This is a genomic window from Roseibium aggregatum IAM 12614, from assembly GCF_000168975.1.
Lineage (GTDB): Bacteria > Pseudomonadota > Alphaproteobacteria > Rhizobiales > Stappiaceae > Roseibium > Roseibium aggregatum.
Window position 1 is genome coordinate 62,006 of the sequence record NZ_AAUW01000011.1, and the last position, 13,442, is coordinate 75,447.

Annotated in this window: 11 protein-coding genes; all 11 read right to left on the reverse strand. The window is 61.3% G+C overall.

All coding sequences use genetic code 11. The features are described 5' to 3' along the window. Positions 1-36: 36 nt before the first annotated feature. Positions 37-981 (reverse strand): UDP-3-O-acyl-N-acetylglucosamine deacetylase, encoded by a 945-nt coding sequence (lpxC, locus tag SIAM614_RS15765; protein WP_006935942.1) that lies wholly within the window; start codon positions 979-981, stop codon positions 37-39. Positions 982-1,237: 256 nt separating this feature from the next. After that, positions 1,238-3,019 carry a cell division protein FtsZ gene (gene ftsZ / locus SIAM614_RS15770; protein ID WP_006935943.1) on the reverse strand — a complete coding sequence of 594 codons (1,782 nt, stop codon included), beginning with the start codon at positions 3,017-3,019 and terminating at the stop codon, positions 1,238-1,240. A gap of 115 nt (positions 3,020-3,134) precedes the next feature. Then, positions 3,135-4,457: a cell division protein FtsA gene (gene ftsA, locus SIAM614_RS15775; protein WP_006935944.1), complete on the reverse strand. Its 1,323-nt coding sequence runs from the start codon at positions 4,455-4,457 to the stop codon at positions 3,135-3,137. Beyond that, complete coding sequence (locus tag SIAM614_RS15780; protein WP_006935945.1) at positions 4,454-5,368, reverse strand: cell division protein FtsQ/DivIB; 915 nt, start codon at positions 5,366-5,368, stop codon at positions 4,454-4,456. Before SIAM614_RS15780 ends, ftsA begins: the two co-directional genes overlap by 4 nt. After that, the gene (locus tag SIAM614_RS15785; RefSeq protein WP_006935949.1) at positions 5,356-6,282 is read right to left on the reverse strand and encodes a D-alanine--D-alanine ligase; all 927 of its coding nucleotides are present in this window, start codon (positions 6,280-6,282) and stop codon (positions 5,356-5,358) included. The genes SIAM614_RS15780 and SIAM614_RS15785 overlap by 13 nt, the downstream gene beginning before the upstream one ends. After that, positions 6,282-7,253 carry a UDP-N-acetylmuramate dehydrogenase gene (gene murB / locus SIAM614_RS15790; protein WP_006935951.1) on the reverse strand — a complete coding sequence of 324 codons (972 nt, stop codon included), beginning with the start codon at positions 7,251-7,253 and terminating at the stop codon, positions 6,282-6,284. The genes SIAM614_RS15785 and murB overlap by 1 nt, the downstream gene beginning before the upstream one ends. 12 nt (positions 7,254-7,265) lie before the next feature. Next, on the reverse strand, positions 7,266-8,666 hold the full coding sequence (gene murC / locus SIAM614_RS15795) for a UDP-N-acetylmuramate--L-alanine ligase (protein ID WP_006935952.1): 1,401 nt from the start codon (positions 8,664-8,666) through the stop codon (positions 7,266-7,268). Then, positions 8,663-9,769 (reverse strand): undecaprenyldiphospho-muramoylpentapeptide beta-N-acetylglucosaminyltransferase, encoded by a 1,107-nt coding sequence (gene murG / locus SIAM614_RS15800; RefSeq protein ID WP_006935954.1) that lies wholly within the window; start codon positions 9,767-9,769, stop codon positions 8,663-8,665. The genes murC and murG overlap by 4 nt, the downstream gene beginning before the upstream one ends. 17 nt (positions 9,770-9,786) lie before the next feature. Then, a complete protein-coding gene (ftsW, locus tag SIAM614_RS15805; RefSeq protein ID WP_006935955.1) occupies positions 9,787-10,944 on the reverse strand; it encodes a putative lipid II flippase FtsW in 1,158 nt (385 codons plus the stop codon). 1 nt (position 10,945) lies between these two features. After that, positions 10,946-12,346, reverse strand: coding sequence for a UDP-N-acetylmuramoyl-L-alanine--D-glutamate ligase (gene murD, locus SIAM614_RS15810; protein WP_006935957.1), 1,401 nt, complete (start codon positions 12,344-12,346; stop codon positions 10,946-10,948). A 4-nt stretch (positions 12,347-12,350) separates the two neighbouring features. Further along, the gene (gene mraY, locus SIAM614_RS15815; protein ID WP_006935958.1) at positions 12,351-13,436 is read right to left on the reverse strand and encodes a phospho-N-acetylmuramoyl-pentapeptide-transferase; all 1,086 of its coding nucleotides are present in this window, start codon (positions 13,434-13,436) and stop codon (positions 12,351-12,353) included. Positions 13,437-13,442: the final 6 nt, after the last annotated feature.

Genomic DNA, 13,442 nt, shown 5'->3' on the forward strand with positions numbered 1-13,442 from the left:
ATGGCCGCTCCCTTGAAGCGGCCGATCACAATTGTATCAGGAAACGTCCGGGCCGAAAGCCGCAGCGGCTGCGATGCCGCCCTTGTCCACCTGACCAACCTTGCGGAACGCAGGGGACTCAACGATTTCGAATGAGCTCGGGTCCTCGAAAAGCTTGACCAGGATCGCGTGGTTCATCTTGTGACCGCCCTTGTAGGAGCGGTAGAGACCCAGGATCGGCAGACCGGCCAAGGCCAGATCACCAACAGCGTCAAGTGCCTTGTGACGTGCGAACTCGTCCGGCCAGCGAGTGCCTTCCGGATTGAGGACCTTGTCCTCGGAAATCGCGACGGAATTCTCCAGCGACGAGCCGAGGGCGAAGCCCATCTTCCAGAGCTGTTCAACATCCTTTACGTAACCGAAGGTGCGCGCCCGGGACAGTTCATCACGGAACACATCCGGCGTGATGTCGGAAGAGAACTGCTGACGGCCGATCAGCGGCGTGTCGAAGTCGATGGTGATATCGAATTTGGTGCCGTTGTAAGGATGAAGCTCGCACCAGGCCGTGCCATTGTCGACACGAACGGTCTTCTTCACCTTCAGGTACCGGCGTCCGCGATCCAGGCGCTTGAGGCCGATCTGTTCGATCGCCTCGACAAATTCAAAGCTGCTGCCGTCCATGACCGGCATTTCCGGACCGTCGATTTCCACGATCAGGTTATCGACACCCATGCCGAACAGCGCTGCCATCAGATGCTCGACGGTCGCGACACCTTCCGTGGAAGGATCGCCAAGAACAGTGCAAAGCGCGGTCGCGGACACCTTATTCCAGAGAGCCGGGACTTCGACTGAATTTTCCTGGTCGGTGCGGGTGAACACAATCCCCACACCAGCTTCGGCGGGTACCAGAGTGATCGACGCGGGTTTGCCCGAATGAACGCCTATACCGGTCAGGGTTACCTGATCGGCTAGCGTCGTCTGTCGGTCAACATATGCGGTCATAAACCCTGCCCTTCCGGTTTGCGGCGGAAACAAGCCCTCTATTTGCCCACGAAGGCTTACGGACTTTTAACGATCCCGCGTTGGCTGGGAACATAGTCCCGAACCCCATTTGGGCGAAATAAAGCTTTATTACGGTTTGTAACGATTCACAGGCGAGCAACACACTGAATTAAAACGGGAATTTGTTCCGTAACGGAAACAGCCCGGAGTGTGAACTCCGGGCTGTAACGATCAGGGAAGATGATCGGGTCTCGAATCAGTTGGCCTGACGGCGGAGAAACGCCGGAATTTCCAACTGTTCGTCTTCGGTCGCGCTGACCGGCTTCGGCGTTGCCCGTCCGGTGTTGTCGAGCTGGCCGGCAGCACCATGGGCTGCGGGGCGTTGCTGCGGCGCACGCGGAGCGGCCTGCTGGGCCGGCTGCATCTGCGGAGCGGGACGGGCAACCGGTGCGGCAGCCATGTCATGATGCTCCTCATCTTCTTCGTGATGACGGCCAAGGCCGCTTGCGAGACGGCGCAGCAGCCCCATCGGGCGGCGGTCGTCTTCACCGTGTTCTTCGTAGCTCGGTGCCGGAGCAGGCTGCTGCGGACGCTGCTGAGCGACCGGCTGCTGAGGCTGGGCTAGAGGTGCGGTCTGCTGCTTGGCCTGGATCTCACGCTGAGCGATCGGCGGGAAATCCTCGACCCGCGGCATGCGCGGAGCAGGATTGTGCTCGGCGGCAACCGGGGGAATGTAAGGCTGGCTGACCGGCGTATCTTCTGCAACAGGGGCCCGGGCTTCGTCTTCGATGTCGAGCATCTGCGGTTTGGCCGCAAGCGATCCAGCAGAAGGCTGCACTTTCTTGATTTCCACTGCCGGGTCGCTTGCAACGGCAACCGGCTGCGGGTCCGGAATGGCCAGCTCGCGTTCCAGGTTTGCAACGGCCTTGGCAGCAGCATCTTCCGCATGCGCCTTTTCAGCGGCTGCGGCCTGGCGTGCGGTGTTGATTTCCGGTGTCCGGCTCATTGCCGGAGCTTCTGCCTTTACAGGCTGAGCTGCTGTCCCGGGAAACGTGTTAGCCGCAAGGCCTTCCTCCCTGTCAATGCCGGTTGCAACGACGGACACACGGATGAGGCCATCCAGTGTTTCGTCAAAGGTCGCACCCAGAATGATGTTGGCGTCGGCGTCGACTTCTTCGCGGATACGGGTAGCTGCTTCATCCACTTCGAACAGCGTCAGATCGTTGCCGCCGGTGATGGAGATGAGCAGGCCTCTTGCGCCCTTCATTGAGGATTCGTCAAGCAGCGGGTTGGCAATGGCAGCTTCAGCCGCCTGCTGCGCGCGCTTCTCGCCGCTGGCTTCGCCGGTACCCATCATCGCCTTGCCCATGCCGCGCATCACGGAGCGAACGTCGGCGAAGTCGAGGTTGATGAGACCTTCCTTCACCATCAGGTCGGTGATGCAGGCAACGCCAGAATACAGCACCTGGTCGGCCATCGCGAAAGCGTCGGCGAAGGTGGTCTGGGCATTGGCAATCCGGAACAGGTTCTGGTTCGGAATGACGATCAGTGTATCGACGCTCCGCTGCAGTTCCTCAATACCGGAATCGGCGATCCGCATACGGCGTGCGCCTTCGAACTGGAACGGTTTGGTCACCACACCTACCGTCAGTATACCCTGCTCGCGGGCCGCCCGTGCGATGACGGGGGCAGCGCCGGTGCCGGTTCCACCGCCCATACCGGCGGTGATGAACACCATGTGCGATCCGGACAGGTGATCGTTGATTTCGTCGATCACTTCCTCGGCAGCCGCGCAGCCGACTTCCGGCTGGGAGCCTGCACCAAGACCTTCGGTCACGGCCACGCCCATCTGGACGAGTCTGTCTGAATGGTTCATGGCCAGCGCCTGGGCATCCGTGTTGGCAACGACGAAGTCGCAGCCCTGGAGACCTGCTGTGATCATGTTATTGACGGCGTTTCCGCCCGCGCCGCCTACGCCGAAGACCGTAATACGTGGCTTCAGCTCCTGAATGTCGGGCATCTTCAGGTTGATGGTCATATTATCCTCGCGACCCACTGGCGCCCCCGGTACGGGAGTAGCCTCTTCTTCCCTAATCTCCTCTGCCATTCCTGGCAGCTCAACTTCCTGGATGTCGTCTTCTTGGCTCATGTCGTCAGAAGCTTTCCCTGATCCATTGGCCCACGCGGGCCAGGTAACCAGATTGCCCGCCCCACCCAGATCTTCTGTTCTTGTGTTCGAACTGTTCGATCTGAGCGACCTGCGGATAAATCAAGAGGCCAACAGCGGCGGCGAAAGCCGGACCTTTGGCAGCCTCGGGAAGACCGGCGACGCCTAGAGGCCGGCCAAGACGGACGTTGCGCCCCAGGATGTGACGCGCAACTTCTCCAAGACCCGTGAGCTGACTTGCGCCCCCGGTCAGAACGATCTGCTTACCGACACGCCCGGCAAAGCCGGACGCCGTAAGCCGATCTCTCACGAGTTCAAGGATTTCTTCCACGCGCGGCCGGATAACCCGGGTCAACGCCGAGCGTGGGATCTGGTTCGGCAGGTCGCTGTCGCTTTCCAGCGGCGGCACCGTGAGCATGTCACGGTCGTCGGAACTGGACGCCAGCGGCGAGCCGTAAAGGGTTTTCAGGCGCTCCGCATCCTGCAGACGGGTGGCGAAAGCGCGGGCGATATCGGTGGTGACGTGATTGCCGCCAACGGCAATCGCGTCCAGGTGCACCATGTGACCGTCGACGAAGACCGACAGCGTGGTCGTGCCGCCGCCCATGTCGATGCAGGCGACACCAAGCTCGGCTTCGTCGTCGACGATGGTGGACAGGCCACTGGCAAACGGCGTCGCAACCATGGTTTCCACATGAAGGTGGCCGCGGTTGATGCACAGTTCCAGATTGCGCACCGGCGGGATCTCCGCCGTCACGACCTGCATGTCGACACCCAGCTTGTGGCCCATCATGCCGCGCGGATCGCGGATGCCCCGGCTGCCGTCCAGCGAATAGGAAATCGGGAGCGCGTGGGTCACGGCCCGGCCGTCGGTCACGGAATGGCTCGATCCGGCGGAAAGCACCCGCTGGATGTCGGCTTCACAAACGCTGTCGCCGGCCAGCGGAACGTTGGCGCTGTAGATCTCGCTCTGCAGGCGGCCGCAGCTTATGTTGGCGATCAGCGACTCCACCGTAACACCGGCCATGCGCTCGGCGCTGTCGACGGCCAGGCGGATGGCCTGTTCGGCCGCATCCATATCGACAACGACACCGGACTTGATGCCGCGCGAGCGCTGATAGCCATACCCCAGCACTTCCACCTTGTGGGAACGGCTGGACAGGATCGCTTTTTCTTCCTGCGGCACCAGTTTGGCGATCAGGCAGCAAACCTTCGTGGAACCGACGTCGAGAACCGACATGATGACGGCGCGGCGGCTCGGCAGCGGGCGCATCTTCGGCAGGTAGAGGTTGTTGGAGGAGCGGCTCATGTGTCACGCTCCTTCTTGCCGGAGCGGCCCTTGCCGCCCGTCATGACCTTGCGCTGCTCGGCAGCCTCGTCGGAGAGGCGCACGGTCACGCGGTCGCCCAGACGCATGTCGATGGCAACGATATCCCGGGACAGAAGCCCGCTTTCTTCATCCATTTTCACCAGATCTGCCAAAGCGGCGTCGATGTTGTCTTGGGGCAAGCGGATCGAAATCCCATTCTCAAGCTGCAGGTCCCAGCGGCGATCGCTGATCAGGAACGCCGCGCGCACGCGCGGGCGCAGGGCCGGAACCTTTTCCAGCGCGGTGTTGATCTCGGACGCCCGGCGCTGAGCCCCGTGGTTCACGACAAGCAGCAGATTGGCGTAGCGGCCATCCACCTCATCGGTGATCACGTCACCTGATTCGTTTACGATGGAGACCAGGTCGCCGCGCTGCCACAGCGCATAGGGCACCCGCTCCTCAATGTTGATCTGCAGCGTGCTCGGATAGAGCTTCATCACCGAAGCGCTTTTCACCCAGGGCATCTCGTTAAGACGTTCGCGGGCGCTGTTGGCGTCGAACAGGGCAAGCGAAGAGCCTTCGTGTATCTCCAGAGCTTCCAGGATCTGGAACTCGTTGATCTCACGCTGACCGGACAGCTTGACGGCTTCGATCCCGAAGCCCGCGGCGGACAGGAGGCTGTCGGCGACAAGCCGGCCATGCCCCCCTATGACTATTCCATAACCAATTGTTAAGGTTAAGAAAATCAGCGCAGCAGCAGACCCGGACCAGCGCGGCAGATCTGCCAGGCGTCCGGCCGAGCGCCACACCGGCTGGCGGTGCAAACGCGGCACACCGCGCCCGCGCGGAGCCAGTTCGGCCTCCAGCGGGGTCATCGTGTCCCGGTAATGTTTGCGCCTTATCGACAGCAACTCGCGTCCTCAACCATCCAACTGACCAGGTCCTTGAAACTCATCCCCTTGTGGGCCGCCATTTCGGGCACAAGGGAAGTCGGCGTCATGCCTGGCTGCGTGTTCACTTCTAGGCAAATCAGCTCTCCGGACCCGTCTTCCCTTTCATCGAATCGGAAGTCGGCACGGGAAACACCGCGGCAACCCAAAGCCTGATGCGCCTTAACTGCTAGTGTCTCTATGGTTTGGTAAACAATCGGTGAAATTTTTGCAGGAAGAATGTGTTTTGAACCACCTTGTGCATATTTTGCGTCGTAATCGTAGAAGCCATGCCCTAACGGCACTATGTCGATGACACCCAGGGCCGTGTCGTCCATGACCGCACAGGTCAGCTCCCGTCCACCAATGAACTTCTCGCACATGAGTTCATCGGGGTAAGGCCAGTCTTCCCGGCCCAGCTCCTGGGGCGGAAACTCTTGATCTTCCTTGACAATCAGCACCCCGAAGCTCGACCCCTCGTTGATGGGTTTAAGCACGTAGGGTGGCTTCATCGGGTGCTCTCGGGTGATCTCCCGGCGGTTCACGACAAGGTGTTCGGTCACCGGAATTCCGGCTGCATTCATCACCGCTTTTGCCTTCACCTTGTTCATTGCAAGGCTGGAGGCGAGCACACCGGAATGTGTGTACGGGATGTTAAGAACTTCTAATATTCCCTGAACGCAACCGTCCTCGCCGAAGGGACCATGAAGAGCGTTGAAGACCACATCGGGCTTCAGATCCTTCAGAACAGCGGAAATATTTCGGTCGACATCGACCCGGGTCACCCGATACCCCGCTTCCTCCAGCGCATCCGCGCAGCCCTTGCCGCTTGCAAGGCTGACAGGCCGTTCGTTAACCCAGCCCCCCATCAGAACGGCGACGTGTTTGCTGGCCATCAGGCGGCCTCCCCTTCCTGGCCCAGGAACGGTTCGACAGCCCCTTCGGCGCCGAACTCTCCCAGGCGTTTGATCTCCCACTCCAGCCGGATGCCGCTGTGCGCCAGAACGCGCGAGCGGACGGTTTCGCCCAGCAGCTCGAGATCGTGTCCGCTGGCCGTGCCCGTGTTGATCATGAAGTTGCAATGCAGTTCGGACATTTGCGCGCCGCCGATGGTCAGGCCACGGCAACCGGCCGCATCGACTTCCTTCCACGCCGAGGTTCCCGGCGGGTTCTTGAAGGTCGACCCACCGGTCTTTTCGCGGATGGGCTGAGCCCGTTCACGGTGAGCGACAACATCGGCCATTTCCTGCCGGATCGAAGCCTCGTCCTGTGGCACGCCCTCGAACACGGCGGAGGTGAAAATCAGGTCTTTTGAGGCATCCGAGTGGCGATAGGCATAGCCCATGTCCGCATTTGCCAGAACGTGACGATTGCCGTCCCGGTCGATGGCGGTCAGCTCCACCATGCGCTCGCGGGTTTCCGTGCCGTGAGCGCCCGCATTCATGCGCAGCGCACCGCCAAGCCCCCCCGGAATGCCGGTGTAGAAGGCAAAGCCGCCGAGACCGGCCTTGGCCGCAGCTTCTGCCAGACGCTTGTCGGGAACAGCTGTTCCCGCCTTCAGCCTGTTGCCGCCGATGTCCTCGATGGCCCCGAAGCCCTTGGCGCTCAAGCGGACGACAACACCTTTGAGCCCGCCATCGCGGATCAGAAGGTTGGAGCCAAGGCCGACCGGCAGCACCGGAACATCCCTGGGCAGCTTCTTCAAAAAAGCGGCAAGGTCGTCTTCGTCCGCCGGCTGGAACATCAACTGGGCCGGACCGCCGGTGCGGAACCACGTGACCGCGGACAATGCCTGGTTGGCTGTCAGCTTGCCCCGGATACCTTCGGCAAGCTCCGGATACTGCTCCAGCAGATCGGCAAACGCCATGAGACGCCCTCCTTAAAGCTCTTCCAACTGCTTCGGCAGTGCGTAGGCCCACTGGGTGATGTTGCCGGCCCCGAGGCAGACAACGAAGTCGCCGGGCTCGGCCAGGTCCTTGATCAAGGCCGGTAGGTCCTCCGGCCCTTCAATCGCCTGAACGTTTCTGTGGCCGCGGGTTTTCATGCCCGAGACGAGGTCGGTATGTGCCGCTCCCTCGATCGGCTGCTCTCCCGCCGCATAGACCGGTGCAATGATCACCGCATCGGCATCGTTGAAGCAGTTGGAGAAATCATCAAACAGGCTGTGCAGGCGCGTGTAGCGATGCGGCTGCATCACCGCGATCACCTTGCCCTTGGTCGACTCCCGTGCAGCATGGAGCACCGCCTTGATTTCAACCGGATGGTGGCCGTAGTCATCGAATACCTGAACGCCACCCACCGTGCCGGTGTGCGTGAAGCGCCGCTTGACACCGCCGAAAGCGGCAATGCCCTTTCTGAGCTCGTCAGCGCCAACGCCAAGCTGCGAGGCGACCGCGATCGCCGCAGTGGCATTCGAAACGTTGTGAAGGCCAGGCATCGGCAGCGTCAGGTTGTTCAGCTCGATCACCTGTCCGCTGCGTCGGTCGCGAAGCGTGACGGAGAACATCGACTTGCCGCCATCCATCGACACATCCGTGTAACGGACATCGGCCTGCGGATTGGCGCCATAAGTGACGACACGCCGGTCTTCGATGGTCCCGATCATCGTCTGGACTTCGGGATGGTCGAGGCACATGACGGCAAAGCCGTAAAAAGGCACGTTTTCCACGAACTGCCGGAAGGCGGCGCGCACGCCGGCGAAGTCGCCGTAATGGTCCAGATGCTCCGGGTCGATGTTGGTGACGATGGCAACGTCCGCCGGCAGCTTGACGAAGGTGCCGTCGCTTTCGTCCGCCTCGACCACCATCCAGTCGCCCTCGCCCATCCGGGCATTGGTGCCGTAGGCATTGATGATGCCGCCGTTGATCACGGTCGGATCCAGACCTCCGGCATCCAGAAGAGCTGCGACCATCGACGTGGTCGTGGTCTTGCCGTGTGTGCCACCGACGGCGATTGCCTGCTTGAAACGCATCAGCTCGGCCAGCATTTCCGCCCGCCGCACCACCGGGATCAGCTTTTCGCGGGCCGCGACCAGTTCCGGGTTGTCCTTCTTGATCGCAGACGACACGACCAGCACCTCGGCATCGCCCAGATTTTCCGCGGCATGGCCGACGGTTACCTTGATGCCGTTGTCGCGCAGACGCTGAACATTGGCGTTTTCCGCCATGTCCGAACCTTGCACCGTGTAGCCGAGGGTCTTCAGCACTTCGGCAATGCCGCTCATGCCGATACCGCCGATGCCGACAAAATGAACCGGTCCAATGTCCTGCGGCATCTTCATGGCCGTTCTCCTTGGTTTTCTGCGACCTTCTCAACGAGGTCGGCAAGTCTTTTCACCGCGTCGGGCATGGCAACGCTGCGCGCCTTTTGCGCCGCCTCGCCCAGCAGTTCGGGTGCATTCATGAAACGGGTGAGTTCCTGAGCCAGCCGCTCCGGGACGAGGTCGGCCTGACGGATCGGCCAGGCACCACCTGCTTTTTCAAGCACCTTGGCATTGGCTGCCTGATCCTGGTCGATGGCACCGGGAAGCGGCACCAGAATGGACGGGCGGCCAAGCACGCTGAGCTCACTGACAGAGGATGCGCCAGATCGGCAGATCACCAGATGCGACTGCGCAATCCGCTGGGGCATATCCCGGAAGAACGGTGCACATTCAGCCTGAACATTGAGGCTGTCATAAACGGCCTGCACCCGCTCCATATCTTCCGGACGGCATTGCTGCACGATGCGCAAACGGGCACGCATGTCGGCAGGCAGTTGTTCCACCGCAGGCGGCAAGAGATCGGAAAAGAAGCGTGCGCCCTGGGACCCACCGAAGACCAGCAGATTGAATGCCCCGTCCGCAACCGGCGCCGAATACGGCAGCTCCGCAGCCGCCAGCACAGCGTCCCGAACCGGGTTGCCCGTTTCAGTCAGCTTGGCCTTGAAGTCTGCCGGAAGGTCTTCAATCGGCACGCTGGTGGCAATCGCGGTCACGCCCTTCGCCAACAGACGGTTGGCACGCCCCATGACGCCATTTGCCTCATGCAGCACGGAGGGCGTACCGGTGAGGCGGGCGGCGAACATCGGCGGGAACGTCGGGTAACCGCCGAAACCGGCCACGACATCCGGCTTCAAGGCCTTGATCACCTTGCGCGCCTGCAGCGTGCCCAGAAACAGTTTCACTGCCGTTTTGGCCAGCAGAAAGGGATTTCGCCCGCGGATGGTCTCCGAGGCGATGAGGTGCACCTTGCGAGCTGGAAAGACGGAGCCATACTTGTCGGCCCGTTCGTCCGTTGCAAGTTCCACGGTCCAACCGCGCCGGATCAGCTCGCTGGCAAGCGCCTGTGCGGGGAAGAGGTGGCCGCCCGTTCCGCCGGCCGTCAGTAAAACAGTTTTGCTCATAAGTTCGGCTTTTGGCCTTACATCAAGGATGAGGGTGAAAGCCGGCTCACGGTGACGACTTCACCGCGCGACGGCTGCGGCCGTCTGCGCGTGAGCGCCAGAATGGCACCGGCGGTCATGGCGGACGACAGGAGCGACGAGCCGCCGTAGGACACGAAAGGCAGGGTCATCCCCTTTGACGGAATAAGGTGGAGGTTCACGGCCAGATTGATCGTGGCCTGCAAGCCGAACAGCACCGTGAGGCCCGCCGTTGCGAGACGACTGAAAGCATCCTGGTCCCGGCTGGCATGGCGCAGGCCCCGCAGGACGATGAAGGCAAAGACGGAAACAAGCAGCAGGCAGGCGATCACACCGAATTCCTCGCCCACCACCGCGAAGATGAAGTCGGTATGGCTGTCGGGCAGGATCCGCTTCACTGTCCCCTCGCCCGGTCCACGGCCGAGCCATCCACCGGCGAGGAAAGAATCCTTGGCCGTATCCACCTGGAAGGTGTCACCGGAGCTTGGGTCCAGGAACCGGTCGACACGGTTGGTCACGTGCGGCAGGAAGGCATAGGCGGCGAAAAGGCCGACAATCCCGATGACGCCGAGCGCCATGATGATGAGCCAGGAAATCCCGTTCAGAAAGAACAGTCCTGCCCAGACAAGGCCAAGCAGCAAGGTCTGGCCGAAGTCCGGCTGGGCAATCAGGAGCGCCGCGCAAACCGCGAACAGGACGAAGGCGAACAGCACCCCCGGCACCTCGCGCCGGCGGCCGCTTTCCGACAACAGGAAGGCAATCAGAATGACGAAGGCAGGCTTCAGGAATTCGGACGGCTGAATCGAAAGCCCGGCAATATAGATCCAGCGCCGGGCGCCCTTGGCCTCGAACCCCAGGAACAGGGTGGCGACCATCATCGTCAGGGAAACGATGAAGAGGATCAGCGCCGCGCGCCGCACCATGCGCGGCGTCATCAGCGAGCAGGCCAGCATGATCGTGAAGGCCGGGATCAGGAACATGGCCTGACGCTTGACGAAATAGAAGGTTTCAACGCCGATGCGCTCGGCAACCGGAGGGCTGGCAGCAAACGACAGCACCACACCGCCAACCATCAGCAGGCTGAAGGCGGCAAGCAGGTAGTGATCCACTGTCCAGAGCCATTCCGCAAAGCGGCTGCGATCGGCGCGCGAAACCATATCAGGCGACCTCCTGGGTGTTGCCGGAATTTGGCAAGGCACGCACCGCATCTACAAAAGCAGCGCCCCGCAGTTCAAAATTCGGGAATTGATCAAAACTCGCACATGCTGGCGACAAAAGTATGGCGATTTCCTCTGCGCCATCTTCCGCAGCCTCGGCAGCGGCATCCTGCACAGCCTGGTTCAGCGTTCCGCTGATCTTGAAGGGAACGCGCCCATCCAGCGTCTTGGCAAAGTCCTGGGCGGCCTCACCGATCAGAAAGGTCTTGGCGATCTTCGGGAAATATTCGTCCAGCGAAGAGATGCCACCTGCCTTGGCCCGGCCACCGGCGATCCAGTAGATCCGCTCGAAACTTGCCAATGCCCTTGCCGCCGCGTCCGCGTTGGTGGCCTTGGAATCGTTTATGTAAAGAATCCGGCCTTTCTTCTCCACCACTTCCATCCGGTGATGAAGTCCAGGAAATGTCTTCAGGGCCTCAGCGATCTGGGCCGCCGGAATTTCCAGCGCCCGCAGCGCCGCGAACGCAGCCGCCGCATTCTGACCGTTGTGGTCACCCCGGAGACTGTCGATCCCGCCGAGCAGCGCTACTTCGACCTGGCTGCCGTCATGCGCTTCGATCAGGCGTCCGTGCCGGGCATATATGCCGTTGGTGAGTTCTTTTTCTCCCGCGATCCGGCACACCGGTTTGCGCGCAAGTTCCATGCGGTCGGCAATTGCAGAGGACAGGCGATCATCGACGCCCACCACGGCCACCTTGGCACCGGCCACCAGCCGTTCCTTGATGGCGGCATAGTTTTCCATGGACCCATGCCGGTCGAGATGATCCGGAGACAGGTTCATGTGAATGCCGACCGTGGCATCCAGGGTAGGTGCCAGGTCGATCTGGTAGGACGAGCACTCGACCACATAGTGGCGGCCAGGCTGCGGGGGATCCAGCTCCAGAACCGGCGTGCCGATATTGCCGCCAAGCTGCACGTCGCGGCCCAGGGCCTTCAGCAAATGCGCAATCAGCGCCGTGGTCGTCGACTTGCCGTTGGTGCCCGTAATCGCGATCAGCGGTGCCGCCGGGCATTGCTTGCGTCGTTCACGGCAGAAGAGTTCGACATCGCCGACAATCTCGACACCCGCATCGCGCGCCAGATCCACCGACCAATGCGGCACCGGATGAGTCAACGGTACGCCGGGGGCAAGAACCAGCGCAGCAACGTTCGACCAGTCGAGATCCCGAAGGTTCTGCGTTGAAAGTCCCTCGCCGGCAGCCTGTGTGACCCGGGCTTCGTTATCGTCGAAACAGACCACATCCGCACCGCCCGCCTTCAGCGCGCGCGCCGTTGCAAGCCCGGACCCGCCGAGCCCGAAAAGGGCAACTTTTCTGCCTTCGAACGTGGTGACGGAAATCATGCGCTCACCTCAGCTTCAAGGTTGCGAGGCCGATGAGGGCGAGCACGACGGAAATTATCCAGAAACGGATCACCACCTGGCTTTCCGTCCATCCCTGAAGCTCGAAATGGTGATGGATCGGCGCCATGCGGAATACCCGCTTGCCGGTCAGCTTGTAAGAGAACACCTGCACGATAACGGACACGGCTTCGAGCACGAACAGACCGCCGATGATGGCAAGAACGATCTCGTGTTTGGTGGCAACGGCGATGGCGCCAATCATGCCGCCGAGCGCCAGCGAACCGGTATCACCCATGAAGATCGCAGCCGGAGGAGCGTTGAACCACAGGAAGCCGAGACCGGCCCCGATCACGGCGCCACAGATGACCGCAAGTTCACCGGTACCGGCAACATGATGGATCTGCAGGTAGCTGGCGAAAACGGCGTTACCGGAAAGATAGGCGACCAGGCCGAAAGACGCACAGGCAATCATCACCGGAACGATGGCAAGGCCGTCGAGACCATCGGTCAGGTTGACCGCATTGCCTGCGCCAACCATCACGAAGGCCGCGAAGGGAATGAAGAAGAGCCCGAGATTGAGCGTCAGATCCTTGATGAAGGGAAAGGTGATCGCTTCTGAATATTCGGAAGAATCCAGAAGTGTCACTGCAAAGGCCGCGCTTCCCGCAATCAGAAATTCCAGCCCCAGACGGGCCTTGCCGCCGAACCCCTTGTGAGAGGATTTGGTGACCTTCAGATAATCGTCGTAAAAGCCGATACTGCCGAAACCAAGGGTCACGCCGATGACCACCCAGACATAGGGGTTGGACAGATCCGACCACAGGAGCGCCGCGACCAGCGCGCCTGACAGGATCATCAGCCCCCCCATCGTGGGCGTGCCTTTCTTGGACAGGAGATGGCTTTCGGGGCCGTCGGCACGGATGGGCTGACCATGCCCTTGACGGATCCTGAGACTAGAAATGATTTTCGGGCCGAACAGGAACACGAAAAACAGCGCTGTCATGATCGCGCCGCCGGTCCGGAAGGTGATGTAACGGAACACGTTCAGCGCTGAAATCTGATCAGCGAATAGCCCCAAGAAATAAAACATCCAATG

Coding starts and splice junctions, on each gene's coding strand:
- murG (WP_006935954.1), bottom strand. CDS start 9,769: ATGAGCAAAACTGTTTTACTGACGGCCGGCGGAACGGGCGGCCACCTC.
- murB (WP_006935951.1), bottom strand. CDS start 7,253: ATGGCGTTTGCCGATCTGCTGGAGCAGTATCCGGAGCTTGCCGAAGGT.
- ftsZ (WP_006935943.1), bottom strand. CDS start 3,019: ATGACCATCAACCTGAAGATGCCCGACATTCAGGAGCTGAAGCCACGT.
- murC (WP_006935952.1), bottom strand. CDS start 8,666: ATGAAGATGCCGCAGGACATTGGACCGGTTCATTTTGTCGGCATCGGC.
- ftsW (WP_006935955.1), bottom strand. CDS start 10,944: ATGGTTTCGCGCGCCGATCGCAGCCGCTTTGCGGAATGGCTCTGGACA.
- ftsA (WP_006935944.1), bottom strand. CDS start 4,457: ATGAGCCGCTCCTCCAACAACCTCTACCTGCCGAAGATGCGCCCGCTG.
- mraY (WP_006935958.1), bottom strand. CDS start 13,436: ATGTTTTATTTCTTGGGGCTATTCGCTGATCAGATTTCAGCGCTGAAC.
- murD (WP_006935957.1), bottom strand. CDS start 12,346: ATGATTTCCGTCACCACGTTCGAAGGCAGAAAAGTTGCCCTTTTCGGG.
- SIAM614_RS15785 (WP_006935949.1), bottom strand. CDS start 6,282: ATGGCCAGCAAACACGTCGCCGTTCTGATGGGGGGCTGGGTTAACGAA.
- lpxC (WP_006935942.1), bottom strand. CDS start 981: ATGACCGCATATGTTGACCGACAGACGACGCTAGCCGATCAGGTAACC.